Raw genomic sequence first — 14921 nt, 5'->3', positions numbered from 1 at the left:
CGTCGGCTAGGTTCCTGGTCGGATAGACGGCAGGACAGAGGGAGAGGCCATGGCGCAGCAGTTGGGGCCGCTGGAGCTGATCGGGGACCGGTGGGTGATCGGGGACCCGACGCGGAAGGCGGGCCTGTCCATCGTGCTGGCGCCCGAGGGCCTGGAGCACCGCCGGCGCGGGGAGGCGGCACCCGTGGTCGCCATCGAGTGGTCCCAGTTGGTGGAGCTGAAGGTGCGAGCCGCTTACCGGAGGTGGCAGACCGTCCCCGGCGTGGGCTTCGGCGCCCCGCCCGGTGCCGATATGGGCCGCGACGGCTGTTCCCTGCACGGCATCCTGCGCCGTCCGTACGAGCCATGGTCGGCGCGGTACACGCATCACGAGCGCCGTTACACGGGCGGCCACGTCATTGTGCTGAAGGCGCTGTTCGACCAGCTCACCGAGGCGAAGGCGCTGGACCGGCTCGGTGATCCCGAGTGGCTGGGTGCGGCGGTTGCCAAGCTGTCGTCGTACACCTCGTGGTACGCGCCCAAGGGCAACCGTCTGGTGAAGGAGACCGTCCAGAGTCTCGGCGCCTGAGCGGTCACACCCAAGGCACACGATCAGCCCGCGGAGGGCCAACCGACAGCGGCTTGGAGCCTCGATCAGCTCAACGAGCTGCCCAGCGTGGGGAAACGACGACCAGAGCAGTCACACGGCGGCACATGTCCGTTCGCCGTAGCTATACGAGAACAGGGCCGTCACGGGGTGGGGCGAAGAGCGGCCCTGGTCGTTTTCAAGAATCCCCATCATGCCGGACTCCGTGTGGGCAGGTGCAGGTCGCCCGGCGGCGCGGGCGGGGAACGCGGTGAGGATCCTTGTATTTCGGCCGCCGCGTTCAGCCCACTGCCGGCCGGGGTGGGGCTGGAGGTTGAGCGGGCCGAACTCGTCCATGCAGAAGATGACTTCGGGCTCGCCCTCCTCGGGTATGACCTCGCCGTCGGCGATCGCGTAGAGGTGCTCGACCCTTGCCTTCTTGGCCGCGTAGGCGGGGTCGCGGGAGGTCTTCCAGGTCCTCACGCGCTGAAAGGAGACGCCCTCCTCGCGGAGCAGGACCCGAAGGCCCTCGTGGCTGATGTCGTCGACCACCCCCTCGGCGGCGATCAGGAAGTCGGCCAGCTTGGCCAGGCTCCAGGTCGAGAACGGCAGGCCGTGCTCGGCCGGCTTGGACTTGGCGGTCTTCTTGATCTCGCGGCGCTCGGGCAGCGTGAACTCGGCTGCCCGCCCTTGTACTTGGGGTAGAGCGATTCGAAGCCGTCGGCGTTGAAGTTGTGGATCACGTCCCGGACCCGTTCCGCGCTGGTGAACGTCACCTCGGCGATCTTCGCCACTGGCAAGCCCTGCGCGGACAGCAGCACCATCTGGGCCCGCCGCCAGGTCACTACAGAGCCGGTGCCCCTGCGGATGATCCGCAGCAACTTCCTGCCCTGTCGTCATCGATCTCCCGCACCCGCACACGTTCAGCCACGTGATCATTTCTGGCCGTCCGGTGCGGCCCAGCGCAGCAACCAGCCGACACGTCACGACAGGGCCAACGTTGCCTGATGCGGCACTAGGTGTATGTGAAGCAGAGCGGGCGACGCGGACTCAGGCGAGGTCGGTGGTGTCGAGTGCGAAGTTGAACGGTTCGGGAAGCTGAAGTTCCGCGCCGAACGCGGCCCGTGACTCGTGCTGGTAACGCCCGTTGGCCGGAGACCAGTGGACAACGGTCTCCGACTTGTGGCGGTCGATCAGCAGGTAGACGGCGATCTCCGCCTGGGCGTACGCGTCACGCTTGTCGAGTCTGTCGACGCGCGCGTCCCCCTCGCAGCCCGATGTCGTCTCGACGACCAGGGGGACCCCGGACGGATCGGACCAGGACGGCTGCCCCTTGAAGTACCCCACCGGGGCGACGGCGCCATCGGCACGCGCTCGACCCGCGCGATAGGACGGGACAGCAAGGCCTCGTTCCTCGTACAGCCACAGGTCGGGGCGGTGCGAGATGATCTGGGTCGCGACAGTGCGTGCAACCTCGGAGTGGTCACCGTCCCGTGCCGGCGTCACATGGACCCTTCCGCCGATGAATTCGACGTGCAGGTTGTCAGGAGCTGCCTGCTCCAGCGCTTCGAACTCGGCGAGAGTGATCTCGGCATCGGTCACGCTCATGTCGCGCCTCCTCACTGCAGCGGGCGGCCCACAGCCAAGCATCCTTGACACCTCGCAGCGAACCGCTCCTGGGCAGAAGTAGGCGCTCCGGACTGCTATCCGCCCCGTTACGCGGCGGCCCGAAGCGCGCCCTGGTCGGCGGCAACTGCCCGCAGTGCGTCAGCCAGGGTGGGCGGGCCAAGGACCATCAGAGCCCGGAGTGCGCTGATCGCACGACCGGAGTCCCACACGCCTGCCGTCGGAGTGCGGAACGGCGTGACGGTGATGCCGCGGGAGGTGAAGAGGTCGTTCTCCAGATATGACATGCCGCCGGTCCCGCACAGATACGACCTTGCCGCGGTGATGGCGGCCAGGTCGGCGAGCCGCTGCGAGCGCCCCGGCCGGCTCGCGAGTTGGCTGCTGCGGAGAATCCGGCCTTTCCAGCCGAGCAGGTTCAGCAGGATGCCGGTGGACACCTCGGCTACCTCAGCAGTCTTGTCCGTGGTGGCGAACAATTCGAGTACCGGGTCCATGGCATGAGCGAGGGTGGACCAGTGCGGACTGGACCCGAAGTACTGCCGGATCATCTGCATGGTCCGCCGCCGGGACCGCATCGGATCCACGATCAGAGCTTCCCTGATGGTCGTCCGGCGGCCAGCGGGAAGGTGGGTGGGGATGGACAACCACTGCCAGGATCTGGGGTCGTCCAAGGCGGCCAGGCGGGCCCGGTGCTGGTAGTCGCGGCGGGTGAACTGGACGTCGTCCAGGACGATCCAGTAGTCCGCCGCGAACAGCTTGGCCAGCGTCGTCAGCCGCGGGAAGAGTTGGGCTGGTGGATCGCGCACAAACCGCCCGGCGACGGCAGCTCAGGGCTTGAGGAGGCGGCTGGTGAAGCCGTCGCGGATGAGGGATTCGTACGCGGCATGCACGTCCTCCGGGACGTTCTGCTCGATGGCGAATCCGAGCCTCGGGTACTCGATCACCCGCTGGAGGTCGCCGACGAGCATGTCCAGGACGAGTTTCTCGTCACCGATGCTCTTGAGGTAGTCGTCCAACTCCAGCGGTTCCGAGGCACACAGCACCTCGACCTCGGGCCACAGCTTGCGGGCGGTGGCGAAGGACCGCCTCTCCATATAGGGCTTGGAGACCAGCAGTACGGTCTTCGGGACGATCCCGGCGGCGGCCAGGAGTTCACGGGACAAGGTGATGTTCTGACCGGTGTTCGCAGCGTCGGGCTCCAGCAGGATCGCGGCGGCGGGGACGCCGAGTTCGATGGCGTGCTCGCGGAAGTGCACGGCCTCTCCGCGCGGAAACACTGCGGCGGTGGTGGGGCTGTTGCCGCCGGTGAAGACCAGGTGCGGGAAAAGCCCGGCGCGATACAGCTCGGCGGAGTACGCCGCCACCCCCAGGTCGTGGCTGCCCAGACCGATCGCCACATCGGCGGGCTGGATCTCGTGGTGCATCTGGTGGTAGTCCCAGATCAGCTTGGTCTGCTGCCGCTGTTCCTCGGTGATGGCCTGCTGCTCGTCGCTCACGCCTGTCTCCCTGGTCACTGTCGCCGGAGCCCGGTCGGCCCCTCGCTCATGGCCTTGATGCCCTCGATACTGCGCAGTTGGTGCACGAGTCCGTACTGCGCGGCCACCTGGGCGGCCTGATCGAGAACGACCAGTCCATCATCGCGGGTAGCCCGGTCGGAGAGCAGGATGTGACCGTGTGCGGTGTCCAACCGCACGCGTTGCATCGGTGAGTCCGTCGCCTGGCTGCTGCGGGCGATGTCGATGAAGTGCAGGGCACCGGTGAGGTCACCGGCGCCGCGGTGGGCGAGGGCGAGCTTCTGGTGGGCCACCGACCAGTCGTCAGGCTCGGCCAAGTCCTCGAACTCGAGGGTCGCTGCGGTCATGACTCGGGCCGCATAGTCGTGGTTGCCGTCCTTACTCAGCGCGGTCCCCACCCACAGCCGGGCACGGGCCCGGTCGCGGCGCGATAGCCGGTCATCGACGGCCAGGGTTTCGTAGTGGCGGGCGGCGATTTCCAGCTTCCCGGACATCTCCGCGACCACCGCGAGGGAGAGGTCGAGCTGGGCGACACGGCGGGGGATGTCGAGCTGGGTGAAGACCGAGCGGGCCCCGGCATAGGAGTGCTGGGCCGACAGCGGCCCCAGGACGGCCCCCTGGTCGCGCTGGAGGTCGCCGAGCAAGGCGGTGGAGCGGGCGAACAAGTACAGGCCCTTGTCATCCAGTTCCAGCGGTCGCCACCGGTTGATCCATCGGGTCAGCAGGCTGGCGGCGAAGTTGAAGTTCTGTCGGGAGAGCGCGACAACAGTCCGCTCCAGGTCGTCCGTCCAGGACTCGTAGTCCCACATCCGGGGGCCGCCAGCGGTGACCCTGCCCCGGCCTCCGGCCGGTGACGCCCTCAGCCCGGGGCCGAGGGACTTGCCGCTCTCGGACAGCAGCGTCTCGAACCGCAGATGGGCCGCGGCGTCCGCGCGGGCCAGGGCGGTGTCGAGGATGGCCTGGGTGTCCGGGCGGGGTTCGGTGGCGGCGGCGAGCTTGTCCCACTTGGAGACGGTGCGGACGGCGACTCCCAGGTGATCGGCGAACGCCCTGACGCTCATCCGCAGCGCGAGCCGTAGAGCGTGGGCCTCCAGGCCGCTCCAGTGGTGCACGGTCGCCACGCGTTGCTCCCTTCCGAGAAGTCATCGAAGCACGGAGCAGGCAGGCGGGGGACGCAAGTGCAACGGAAGTACAACATCCGGTCATTTCCGAACCGTTGATCCTGCTTCACGCTCGATTCCAGGGCCGAAGTCGCAGGCCGAGGCCCTGCCCACCTTTTCCGAATCTTCTTGGACGGTCACGAGCATGGAACCCCTCACGGAGCACCGCTGCGTCAGCGGCCCGGTCGTTTACGGCTTTCTGCGGTTGGTGAAGGTCCCTGCCGCCCGAGGGATCGCCCTGTCCGCCTCGCTGGCCGAGTACTGCCGACAGCATGAGCTGCTGCTGTCCGGCGTCTTCACGGACCGAGCGACCACCGGCGGACCCGCCTCGGCGGCCTTCACGGGGCTGCTGGACGTGCTCGCGCTTCCCAACGCCTACGGAGTCGTGCTGCCCGCCGCCTCCCACCTGGGACCGAGGGCGATAGCGGCCGAGCGGGAAAGGCAGCTCGATACGGCCGGGGCCCGGCTGTTGCTGGTCCGCGGGACCCGCAAGCCCAGCCCCTCGGGCCACCGATATCCCAGCCCGCCCGGCTGCCCGTCGAGGCGTCGAAGCCGGGGGCCCGCTCCAATCTTGGACGAGACATGAGGCTCACCGTGCCCGGCCCAACGCAGCAGTTCTTCTCCGCGACGCCCGCATCGGTCGGACAGGCCCGCGACTTCGCTCTGACGACCCTGTCCTCCTGGGGGCTGTCGGCCCGCGCCGAGGACATCCGGCTCTGCGTCTCGGAGCTGGCCTCCAACGCGCTCGCCCACGGAACCGCCCCCGGCCACGGCTTCCTGGTCAAGATCGAGGCCGATGACGATTTCGTACATCTGGAAGTGCACGACAGCCGGGACCGCCGTCCCGAAGTCCGGCATCCGCAGGAGACCGACACCTCCGGGCGGGGACTGCTGATCGTTGAGGAACTCTCCGACGGCTGGGGCGTCGAGGACCGCCGGCCGTTCGGCAAGGTCATCTGGTCACGCTTCAAAGCCGGGGGCACACCATGCTGACCCGCCACGCGGTTCCGGCCCCCATCGTGTCCGGCCCCAGCCCCGGCCTGTTCGTCTCGCTGGGGGCCTGGACCTGGCCGGACACCGATCCTGCCGGCCGGAGCATCGTGCAATTCCTGCTCGCGCATCCACCCGGCCTCACCCGCACCTGACCTGGACCACCAGTCTTCCCACGCACAGCCCGCACTGACGGATGAGAGCGAACCGCCATGGAATCCTTCGAACGCGCACGACTCGACGCCTACTTCACCAAGATCGCCGCCCAGTTCAACCCCACTGAACAGACCGCGTCCTTCCTGGTCACCCACCTGCTGCCCGAACGCCCCGGATTCGTCCGCGCAGTCGCCTCCCTCTCGAAGCTACGAGCGGTGCTGCCCAAGCCGAAGTCCATCAGCCCCGCCGCCCAACGCGAAGTCGAACAGACCGTCCCGGTCGACACCTTGTCCCGCGAGCTGTTCGCCGACACCGACACCGCCCTGGACTACTTCGAGTCCAGGGCCGCCGGTGAGCCGGTCGCACTGCTGGACGTCGGCGGCTACTTCGCCCCGACCCTCACCGACCTCCACGAACGCTTCTCCGGCCAGGTCGCCGGGGTGATCGAAGACACCGAGAACGGCCACCGCCGCTACGAGCACCTCGACAAACTGCCCTGCCCGGTCATCTCGGTGGCCCGCTCACCGCTGAAGGACCCCGAAGACTTCCTCGTCGGCCAGTCCGTCGTCTTCTCCACCGAAGCCGTCATGCGCGGACGCGGCGACATCCTGCACGGACGCCCCGCCCTGGTGATCGGCTTCGGCAAGCTCGGCTCCAGCATCGCCCGCCTCCTGCACGCCAAAGGCGTCCAGGTCACCGTCTTCGACATCGACCCCGTCCGCCGAACTCAGGCCCTCTCCCAGGGATTCGCCGTCGCCCGCGACCGCGAGAGCGCGCTGACCGGCGCCGGGCTCGTGCTCTGCGCGACCGGCGCGGTCTCCCTGCACGGCGAGGACTTCCCGCACCTGCGCAACGGCGCCTACGTCGCCACCGTCACCAGCAGCGAGGACGAACTGGAACTGAACCGGCTGCCGGACGTCTACACCCGCACGATGGTCGGCGACCACGTCACCCGCTACCAGACCACCGGTCATTACTTCTATCTGGCGAACGGCGGGAACGCCGTCAACTTCCTGCACGGCGCAAGCGTTGGACCATTCATCTTCCTGGTCCAGGCGGAAATCCTCGCCGCGCTCAGGATGCTCACCCGCGGTGACCTCGACCCCGGCATGCACGAGGTCAGCGCGGCCGACCGAGCCGCTGTCGCGGCGACCTGGCTCTCCTACTTCAACAGGTGATTGACTTGCCCATCACGGCAGACCACATCCGCGCGACCCTGACCGCCTACCTCAACGAACACCCCGAGGAGAAGCCCGACCTCACACTGGTCCTGGACCTCCTGGACTCCGGCGCGGACCTCACCATCCGCAGCGAATTCCGCGGCCATGCCACTGCCGGCGCGATCCTCGCCGGACCGGACGGACGCATCCTGCACATCCACCACCTCTCCTTGGACAAGTGGCTCCTGCCCGGCGGCCACCTGGAAAGCGTGGACAACACGCTCGTGGAAGCTGCCCTGCGCGAACTCACCGAGGAGACGGGCATCCCCGCCGACGCCGTCACCACAGTGGACCACCGGCCCGTCCACATCGACGTCCATCCCATCCCCGCAAACGACGCCAAGGACGAACCAGCTCACCAGCACATCGACTTCCGGTTCCTCTTCCGCACCACCACCGGCATCGGCCAGCTCCAAACCGAGGAGGTGACCGGTGCCGCATGGCACGAGGCTGACGCCATCAGCGACCAAGCCCTCGGGCAGCGCATCGCCCAAGCCCTCCACTGACACCGAAATCCGGCCGCCCTTGCGCTACCCCCCTTCCTTCCCCGCGCAGGTGGCGAGAGGAGCGCCTTCTGAGCTGCGGTTCGCCGTGATCACTGAACGGTTCGCGGGCTTCCCGTCTCAGTGATCACGGTGTTTTTGGCGATCCGCCAGCGTGCCCGGTCGGCCCGGACCGTGTAGATGAACTTGTTGATGGGGTCGGCTGTCGGTTGCCGCCAGGGGATGCGCCGCGTGGCGAACTCGCGCGGATCTGTGCGGAGGGTTCTCAGTCGTTCAGGAGGGGGCCAGCACGGCTACGTCGTACCGCTCCGTCACGGGAACCGGGCATGTCGTCGGCTCGTCTTGGGCGTCGGCCTTCAGACGTCGCAGTCCGTCCCGGAACTCCGCAGCGGTGAGCTGGGTGAACTTCGACTGGGGCTGAGACGTCATGCGGGCGTGGTAGTCCCGCAGACTGGCGGTGACGGGGCGAGCGAATGACGTGACGGTCCGAACGGTGAAGCCGGCTGCAGCGAAGTCCTCGATCATCTCGGACTGGGATGGAAACCGCTGTTCATCCAGCTCGCGGAGGCGCGGCCAATAGTCGTAGACAAGTGCATCCAGTTGCTCCCGGAAGGTCGTCCGGATGACGGCCGCGCCGCTGGGCTGGAGGATGCGGGCCAGCTCGCGTGCGACCGGGACACGGTCGGGCAGATGGTGGATCACGCGGGACAGCAGGGCCAGGTCGAACAGATTGGAACGCGTGGGCACGGCTTCCGCAGTGCCTGCCAGGTATTGGACCGCAGGGTGGGAGTTGAAGCGCTGAGCCTGAGTGAGCATGGGCACGGAGGCGTCAACCCCGACCACCCTCGATGGGTTCAGCCAGCGGGCCATCGCCGAGCAGAACATGCCGGTTCCCGCCCCGATTTCCACCACGGCAGGTGACGAACGGCCCGCGAAGGAACCGATCAAGTGTGTCCAGTCGCGCAGTGATTCATCGGGCATCTCATTGCCGCCCTGATAGACGCCCGCCAGCCGCTCATCGTCATAGACCCTGCTCATGCCAGGGCAACCTCATGGCTCTGACGTTTCAGGGCAAGACCACCTGCTCGCACCCGTTCGTGATGGCCGGTCAGCCTGCGGCGGCGAAGCGTACGAACTGCGCCCACTGGGTGTGGCCGACGGTCAGTCGTGGCCCCTGGTGGTCCTTCGAGTCCCGGACGTGGACAGAGGCGGGAGAGTGGGCGACCTCCACGCACTCGCCGCCGTTGCCACCGCTGTAGCTGCTCTTGGTCCACAGAAGGGCCGACGCATCGCTAGCAACCGACTCGATGTTCATCGTTCTCCCATCATCTTCTCGATGAGAACCAGCGACTCACCGGGCGTGAGTGCTTGGCCCCGGATACTGCCGAAGCGTGCGGCCAGAATACGTACTTCCTCGGCATGTGTGACCAACCGGTTTTCGTCTTGGACCTCCATGTATCCGACCTGCTGTCGCCCCTTGGGGGTGAGCAGGATGAACGGGCCCTCCATGCCTGCGTGGCCCTCGCACTCCAGAGGCAGCACCTGGATCGTGATGCTGCGCATTCGTCCGAGCCGCAGCAGTTCCGCCAACTGGCGCTGCTGGATGTCCCATCCGCCGATGGGACGTCGCAGGACCGCCTCCTCGAACACCACGCTCACCATCGGCGGAGGCCACCGCGTCAGGATCTCCTGGCGGTCCATCCTCGCGGCCACTCGCGTATTGATGGACGCCTCACCCAAGAGCGGTTGGCGCGACATGAAGATGGTGCGCGCGTAGGCCTCGGTCTGGAGGAGGCCGGGGACGGTCAGCGTGCTGAAGAAGCTGATCTCCACTGCTTCGCGCTCCAGGCGCGCGTAGTCGCGGAACCAGGCCGGGTGGCGGACGCGGGCACGCGCCTTCGCGCGGACGACGTCCTCCTTGGTCGCCTTCAGTACACCGTCCGCGCCCAGTTCGTCGTCGGCCGCGTCGAGGAACTCCGGTTGAGGGGGTCTGCGTCCCCGCTCCACCGACGAGACCAGATCTTCGCCGTACACCAGCCGCTTCCCCAACTCCCGCTGGGTCAGTCCGGCGCGCTCTCTCAGCACCCGCACCTGCCTGCCCACCGCGCGGAAGAGGTCCGAGGGGCCGTCGTCGTCATCGGGCGGCTCCGGACGGCCGTCGTCCCCGCCGTCACCCATGGATTCCGGTTCAGACATCCAGCCACCACCTTGCCGACGGACGGTACAGGTCGCCGTGTGTACCGGTACGGGTACGTTCGGTACCAGCGACATCGCTGGTCAGCGTAGTGGGAACCCGGACACGCTGGGTGACGTGAACCGAGAAATCACCCCAACTCACCCCGCGTACCCGCCTACCGCGCAGCGCGCTTCGGTGCTGCTGTCCGCGACCCGGCGCGGGGCCCGGCTGGCGCGCCGGCTGACCGTGCAGCAACTCATCGAGTGGGGACGGCCCTTCGAGGCCGCTGAGCAGATCGTCGCCGAACTCGCGTCCAACGCAGTGCTGCACGGGAGCCTCCCCGGCCGGAGTTTCCGGCTGTCGCTCACTCTGGACGGGGACGGAGCGCTCCGTATCGCGGTGGCCGATCCGCGACCGGAGTGGTGGCCGCGTACGCCGAACCGGCACGAGGAGGACGCCGAGTCGGGGCGGGGGCTGCTGATCGTGGAGGCGCTCGCCGACCGGTGGGGTGTGGATCTCTCCGTCGCGCCGCAGAAGGGCGTCTGGGCCGAGGTGGCTCTCTGACGCGCGGCCCGCGCCTTCGCCAATTCCCGATGGGGAGCCAGGCGTTCAAAAGTGTGACTATTTGTCATTATGTCGTCACGTGGTGTGTAGTGGCACCAAACGGGTTGCCGGTGACCGACACACGGCGGCCCCCGGCGGTGTTAGCGCACCGGTCCGAGGGCCTTCACCCGCGAGGACTTCAAAGGAGTCCCTGGGATGCTTCGGCATGTTATCGCGCCTGCGCGCTTCTTCTCGCAGGTGCCCAACGAGATCATCCGCCACCCCCGGCTGTCCTCGGACGCCGTGCGGTTGCTGACCTGGCAACTGTCCCTGCCCGAGGGCGCGCACGAGCCCCTGTCCCGAACAGCCGAACGCGCGGGCATCAAGAAGACCGCCTTCCAGAACGCCAAACGCCAACTGAGCGACGAAGGCTTCCTCCACGAATGGCGGGCCCAGAACACACACGGCCACTGGACCACCACGCAGCTGGTCTCGAACGTACCGCTGACCGTGGCCCAGGCCATGGCCCTACGCGAGGGCCGTGATCGGTCGACCCGGCAACCACGGCAAGCGCGGCCCGCCGAGCCACCGACTGCCGCCCGGCCGACCGCCGGTCAACCGACGGGTCGGTCCGCCGACCCTCAACCCCAAGAAGAAACACAGGAGAAGAACTCCCACCCACCAACCGCCCCCGGCGAAGCCGAGCGCCTGCTGCTGAGCCTCCGGGAGGACGACCCACGTTTGGCCATGTCCGCCCGCACGGCACGCCGTTGGGCGCCACTGGCCGAACCGTGGCTGACCCTCGGCCTCCCCCGTGAGCAGGTCGTACGGACACTCACCCAGGGCCTCACCGACGCCCGATCACCACTGGGCGCTCTCCACTGGCGCCTCCAGCACGCCCTCCCGACGCCCTCGCCGCTCACCACGCCCACGGCGCCACCGCCTCGCGTGGCCCGGATGCGCGAGTGCGAGGGCAGCCACCTCCAGCCACGTCTCTTCCTGCCCTCGGCGGACGAGACCCGCTGCCCCGACTGCAGCGGGACGACGCACTCCCCCACCATCAACTCGTCCCCGCCACCCGCCTCCTACCTCGCAGCCCGCGCGGCGGTTACCAGCCGTTTTCGTGCAGCACCTCGGAAAGGGGCGCCCGCGGGGCGGGCTTGAAGGTGTCGCCGGTGTAGTGGGCGGTGGGGATGAGGGCCGCCTGGTGCACGTTCGCCGGGAGGTCGAGGACGCGGGCGACCTCGGCCTCGTAGGTCAGGTGCAGTGTGGTCCAGGCGGTGCCGAGGCCGCGGGAGCGGGCGGCGAGCATGTAGCTCCACGCCGCCGGGAGGATCGAACCCCACACGCTCGCCTGGTTTCCCTCGGGCAGGGGCCCGGAGGGGAGTTGGATGCAGGGGATGACCAGCACCGGGACGTCGCCCATCCGGTCGGCGAGGTAGGCCACGCTGTCATTGACCCGGGCCTGCACCTGCGAGCGTGCCGGGTCGTCCGCGTACAGCCGGCCCGCCGCGTTGGGTGAGTCGAGGTAGGCGCGGCAGGACTTCTGGTAGAGCGCGCCGACCTCCCGCCGGATGTCGGGGTCGGTGAGTACGAGCCAGTGCCACCTCTGCGCGTTGGAGCCGCTGGGCGCCTGGAGGGCCGTCTCCAGGCACTCGCGAACCACCTCAGGGTCCACCGGGCGCGTCAGGTCCAGCCGCTTGCGGACGCTCCGGGTGGTGGTCAGCAGCTCGTCGGCGGTCAGGTCGGGCACGGTGGCTCCAGGGGTGCGGCGGGTGACGGGCAACGCACGTTAACCACAGCGTGGTGCGGCAGTCCAGCGTGCCCGCCACCGCACGGACGCGCGCTCGGCCCGCGCGCCTTCACCGTCAGCCGGGCTTCGCCACACCACCCACCAGGCGCGCCCGTTGCAGCGTCGCCACAGCACGGCCCGCCCGGTGTGCCCGGTACAGGGCGAAGAGTGACGCGGTACCCGCGAACACGGCGAGAGGGGGTTCGAGGAACAGCAGTCCGCCGCCGACCAGGAGGCACGCGAGGCCGAGGATGTGCCACTGCCGCACCGAGGCGCGGTGACCGTCCAGTGAACGGTCCACCTCCGAGGGGTCCACCCGGACCGCCCCGTCCCCGCCCGCCGAAGCGGCCGGGCTCGCTGACGGCGCACCGTGCGCTCCGTGCGCCTCGTGCACCGCCAGCCAGGCGTTCACGGCGGCCGCGACGAGGAAGACCGCCGCCCAGACCGGCGCACCCTGTATCGCCCGGACGCCGGCGAGTCCCAGGAAACCGGCGCCGATCACCGCGTAGCGCCACTTCACCGGCCTGGCCATCATGAGATGACCTCCGTGTAGGAGAGCATCGCGATGACTCCGCAGACGGTGAGGAAGGCCGAGCCGAGGGCGACCAGCGTGCGCAGCAGCGTGCTCATCCGGTACTCCGGCGGCAGGTTGACCTTGTCGACGTAGAGGAGTCCGGCGCCGTAGATGCCGCAGGCGAAGACGCCGCCGAGGATGGACGCGGGCGTGATCAGCGCGACGAAGTCCGCCCCGGAGGCGATCATCAGCAGGGCGCCGATGCCGGTCCAGGCGTAGACGAAGGGCCGGATGCCGCGCTGCCCGCGGGCGCGGACCTTCTCGGAGATGGCCGAGAGGCTCTCGTAGGTGGTCCACGAATAGGCCTCCCACACCGCGTAGATGGTGCCGAAGAGCACCATGACGATGGCGACGATGTAGAAGTACTCGAAGACGGGTGCCACCGAGGCGAGGAACTCCGACTGGTGGGTCAGCACGTCGTTGCCCTCGGGCACCTGCTCCTTCTCACCGAGGATCGCCGCACCGTTGATCATGAACGCGATGGCGATGACGGCGACCGCGAAGAACGCCGCCACCATGTCGAAGAGCGGTGCGCGGCTCCAGGCGCGGGCGTTGGCCACGTTCTCGGGATCGGTGGAGAGCGGGAAGCGGTCGCGGGCGCCCATCGAGGACAGCTGGTCGCCGATCGCGGCGACCTCGCGGTGCCCGAGCATGCCCCACTTCTTCTCGCGCAGCATGCCGGTGTAGCCGATGTAGTCGTACATGCCGCCACCGAGGCCGCCCATGAAGACCACGAGCTCCACCCAGACCGACGTGGTGACGATGTCGGGATACTTCTCGGCCACGAACGGCTCGTAGTCGAAGCCGCCGGGGACCAGGCCGCCCAGCACGCCGAGCCAGTCGGGCTGCGCGACGAAGACCGCGACCAGGACGAGGACCACCATCAGTCCGGCGATCGCGACCTGCACCTTTTCCAGCACGGTGTAGCCGCCCACCCAGGACAGTACGGCCGCGAAGAGGAGGAGACCGACCGCGTAGGCGGTGGCGTCGCCCGCCCCCAGGGACTCGAGGTAGTCGCCGAGCGCGACCGCCACCCCGCTGGCCCAGCCCGGGAACGAGGCGAGGCAGATCAGCGCGAGCAGCAGCGGGAACCAGCCACGGGGCCCGGGCAGCACCTTGGCGAAGCGCATCATGGGGTGCTCGCCGGTGAGCGTGATGTGCCGGTTGGACGCGTAGACCAAAGCGCCCTTGGCTACCGAACCCACGAGCACCGCCCACAGGACGGTGTAGCCGAAGACGGCCCCCTCGCGGGAGGCGAGGATGGATTCGCCGCTGCCGATGGTGAGCGAGGCGATGATCGCGCCAGGACCGAAGAACTTGAGGGCGGTGGCGAGGCCGACGCGTCGTTTGCGCAGCTCGGCCGGTGGATCTGGCAGCCGCAGCGCGGAGTCTGCGATACGACCGGTTTCTTCAGTGGCCATGTGAATCCAGACGATCGTCTACAAATATCCTATAGGATACTTCCGGTAGGTCGTACGATTATTCGAGCGGCCCAGCTCACACGTCAAGGGAGTAGGCCGTAGGTTTTCGGCCACGAGGAGATTCAGGGGGCCCCATGGATACACCCGACACACCCGTGACACCGCTGCCGCGCCGCCAGATGCTCGCCGACGACGTCCATGAGGCGATCAAGGCGATGATCATGGATCACGCCATCGAACCCGGCGCGCGGGTCTCGATCGACGGCCTGGCCCGCCAACTGGGCGTCTCCCCCACTCCGGTACGGGAGGCGCTCGCCCGGCTGGAGTCGGCGGAGCTCGTGGTCAAGGAACCCCTGCGCGGGTACCGGACCACCGCCCTGCTCAACCGTGCCGAACTCGCCGACCTGTACCAGTTCAGGCTGCTCATCGAGCCGTGGGCGGCGGCCCGTGCGGCCGAGCGGGCCGGTACCGGCGGACGCGAGAGGCTCCGCACCGAGATGGAGTCGTGCGACGCGCCCCGCGAGACCACCTACGACGCCTACAAGGCGCTGACCGCGCACGACACCCGCTTCCACGTGCTGGTGGCGGAGCTGGCCGGCAGTGCGCAGGTGCGGCTCGCCTTCGAACGTACGCACTGCCATCTGCACATCTTCCGGTTCCACTACGAGCGCGGGATCGGGC

The 14921-nt window shown here is 68.5% G+C and carries 19 protein-coding genes and 1 pseudogene; 9 read left to right on the top strand and 11 right to left on the bottom strand.

Annotated features, from left to right (window positions below):
• Window positions 1-49: 49 nt before the first annotated feature.
• Complete coding sequence (locus ACRDP3_RS03005; RefSeq protein WP_431515229.1) at window positions 50-568, top strand: hypothetical protein; 519 nt, start codon at window positions 50-52, stop codon at window positions 566-568.
• Between the two features lie 211 nt (window positions 569-779).
• Here the strand turns inward: ACRDP3_RS03005 and ACRDP3_RS03000 are convergent.
• The 5 genes and pseudogenes from ACRDP3_RS03000 to ACRDP3_RS02980 form a co-directional block, all read right to left on the bottom strand.
• Window positions 780-1496, bottom strand: a pseudogene (locus ACRDP3_RS03000) (helix-turn-helix domain-containing protein); the annotation flags it as partial.
• Window positions 1497-1615: 119 nt separating this feature from the next.
• Window positions 1616-2173, bottom strand: a complete 558-nt coding sequence (locus tag ACRDP3_RS02995) for a Uma2 family endonuclease (RefSeq protein WP_431515228.1) — start codon at window positions 2171-2173, stop codon at window positions 1616-1618.
• A gap of 107 nt (window positions 2174-2280) precedes the next feature.
• A complete protein-coding gene (locus tag ACRDP3_RS02990; RefSeq protein WP_431515227.1) occupies window positions 2281-2997 on the bottom strand; it encodes a WbqC family protein in 717 nt (238 codons plus the stop codon).
• Between the two features lie 21 nt (window positions 2998-3018).
• Window positions 3019-3687 (bottom strand): YdcF family protein, encoded by a 669-nt coding sequence (locus ACRDP3_RS02985; protein ID WP_431515226.1) that lies wholly within the window; start codon window positions 3685-3687, stop codon window positions 3019-3021.
• Window positions 3688-3701: 14 nt separating this feature from the next.
• Window positions 3702-4826 (bottom strand): helix-turn-helix domain-containing protein, encoded by a 1125-nt coding sequence (locus tag ACRDP3_RS02980; protein WP_431515225.1) that lies wholly within the window; start codon window positions 4824-4826, stop codon window positions 3702-3704.
• A gap of 184 nt (window positions 4827-5010) precedes the next feature.
• On the opposite strand from ACRDP3_RS02980, the gene ACRDP3_RS02975 reads away from it, so the two are divergent.
• From ACRDP3_RS02975 to ACRDP3_RS02955, 5 genes are read left to right on the top strand one after another with little or no spacing between them, the layout of a single operon-like run.
• The gene (locus tag ACRDP3_RS02975) at window positions 5011-5451 is read left to right on the top strand and encodes a hypothetical protein (RefSeq protein WP_431515224.1); all 441 of its coding nucleotides are present in this window, start codon (window positions 5011-5013) and stop codon (window positions 5449-5451) included.
• Between the two features lie 8 nt (window positions 5452-5459).
• Window positions 5460-5858 carry an ATP-binding protein gene (locus tag ACRDP3_RS02970; protein ID WP_431515223.1) on the top strand — a complete coding sequence of 133 codons (399 nt, stop codon included), beginning with the start codon at window positions 5460-5462 and terminating at the stop codon, window positions 5856-5858.
• Window positions 5852-6010, top strand: coding sequence for a hypothetical protein (locus ACRDP3_RS02965; protein WP_431515222.1), 159 nt, complete (start codon window positions 5852-5854; stop codon window positions 6008-6010). Before ACRDP3_RS02970 ends, ACRDP3_RS02965 begins: the two co-directional genes overlap by 7 nt.
• 57 nt (window positions 6011-6067) lie before the next feature.
• A complete protein-coding gene (locus ACRDP3_RS02960; RefSeq protein ID WP_431515221.1) occupies window positions 6068-7189 on the top strand; it encodes an adenosylhomocysteinase in 1122 nt (373 codons plus the stop codon).
• Complete coding sequence (locus ACRDP3_RS02955; protein ID WP_431515220.1) at window positions 7186-7737, top strand: NUDIX hydrolase; 552 nt, start codon at window positions 7186-7188, stop codon at window positions 7735-7737. The genes ACRDP3_RS02960 and ACRDP3_RS02955 overlap by 4 nt, the downstream gene beginning before the upstream one ends.
• A 270-nt stretch (window positions 7738-8007) precedes the next feature.
• Here the strand turns inward: ACRDP3_RS02955 and ACRDP3_RS02950 are convergent, their stop codons facing one another.
• From ACRDP3_RS02950 to ACRDP3_RS02940, 3 genes are all read right to left on the bottom strand, one after another.
• A complete protein-coding gene (locus ACRDP3_RS02950) occupies window positions 8008-8772 on the bottom strand; it encodes a class I SAM-dependent methyltransferase (RefSeq protein ID WP_431515219.1) in 765 nt (254 codons plus the stop codon).
• Window positions 8773-8842: 70 nt separating this feature from the next.
• Window positions 8843-9049 carry a DUF397 domain-containing protein gene (locus ACRDP3_RS02945; RefSeq protein WP_431515218.1) on the bottom strand — a complete coding sequence of 69 codons (207 nt, stop codon included), beginning with the start codon at window positions 9047-9049 and terminating at the stop codon, window positions 8843-8845.
• Window positions 9046-9930 (bottom strand): helix-turn-helix domain-containing protein, encoded by an 885-nt coding sequence (locus ACRDP3_RS02940; protein ID WP_431515217.1) that lies wholly within the window; start codon window positions 9928-9930, stop codon window positions 9046-9048. The genes ACRDP3_RS02945 and ACRDP3_RS02940 overlap by 4 nt, the downstream gene beginning before the upstream one ends.
• A gap of 115 nt (window positions 9931-10045) precedes the next feature.
• On the opposite strand from ACRDP3_RS02940, the gene ACRDP3_RS02935 reads away from it, so the two are divergent.
• Window positions 10046-10474, top strand: coding sequence for an ATP-binding protein (locus tag ACRDP3_RS02935; RefSeq protein ID WP_431515216.1), 429 nt, complete (start codon window positions 10046-10048; stop codon window positions 10472-10474).
• Between the two features lie 195 nt (window positions 10475-10669).
• Complete coding sequence (locus tag ACRDP3_RS02930) at window positions 10670-11617, top strand: hypothetical protein (protein ID WP_431515215.1); 948 nt, start codon at window positions 10670-10672, stop codon at window positions 11615-11617.
• Here the strand turns inward: ACRDP3_RS02930 and ACRDP3_RS02925 are convergent.
• From ACRDP3_RS02925 to ACRDP3_RS02915, 3 genes are all read right to left on the bottom strand, one after another.
• On the bottom strand, window positions 11562-12206 hold the full coding sequence (locus ACRDP3_RS02925) for a nitroreductase family protein (RefSeq protein WP_431515214.1): 645 nt from the start codon (window positions 12204-12206) through the stop codon (window positions 11562-11564). The two genes, ACRDP3_RS02930 and ACRDP3_RS02925, sit on opposite strands and share 56 nt — an antisense overlap.
• Window positions 12207-12321: 115 nt before the next feature.
• Window positions 12322-12780: a hypothetical protein gene (locus tag ACRDP3_RS02920; protein WP_431515213.1), complete on the bottom strand. Its 459-nt coding sequence runs from the start codon at window positions 12778-12780 to the stop codon at window positions 12322-12324.
• The gene (locus tag ACRDP3_RS02915) at window positions 12777-14240 is read right to left on the bottom strand and encodes an Nramp family divalent metal transporter (RefSeq protein WP_431515212.1); all 1464 of its coding nucleotides are present in this window, start codon (window positions 14238-14240) and stop codon (window positions 12777-12779) included. The genes ACRDP3_RS02920 and ACRDP3_RS02915 overlap by 4 nt, the downstream gene beginning before the upstream one ends.
• A 134-nt stretch (window positions 14241-14374) precedes the next feature.
• Between ACRDP3_RS02915 and ACRDP3_RS02910 the strand changes: the two genes are divergently transcribed.
• Window positions 14375-14921: GntR family transcriptional regulator (locus ACRDP3_RS02910; protein WP_431515211.1), on the top strand; the 547-nt coding region annotated here is incomplete at its 3' end.

Source organism: Streptomyces sp., assembly GCF_050698815.1.
In the GTDB taxonomy this organism is placed as follows: domain Bacteria; phylum Actinomycetota; class Actinomycetes; order Streptomycetales; family Streptomycetaceae; genus Streptomyces.
The sequence above is the reverse complement of the archived record's forward strand: the minus strand, read 5'-3'. Positions and strand labels throughout refer to the sequence as shown.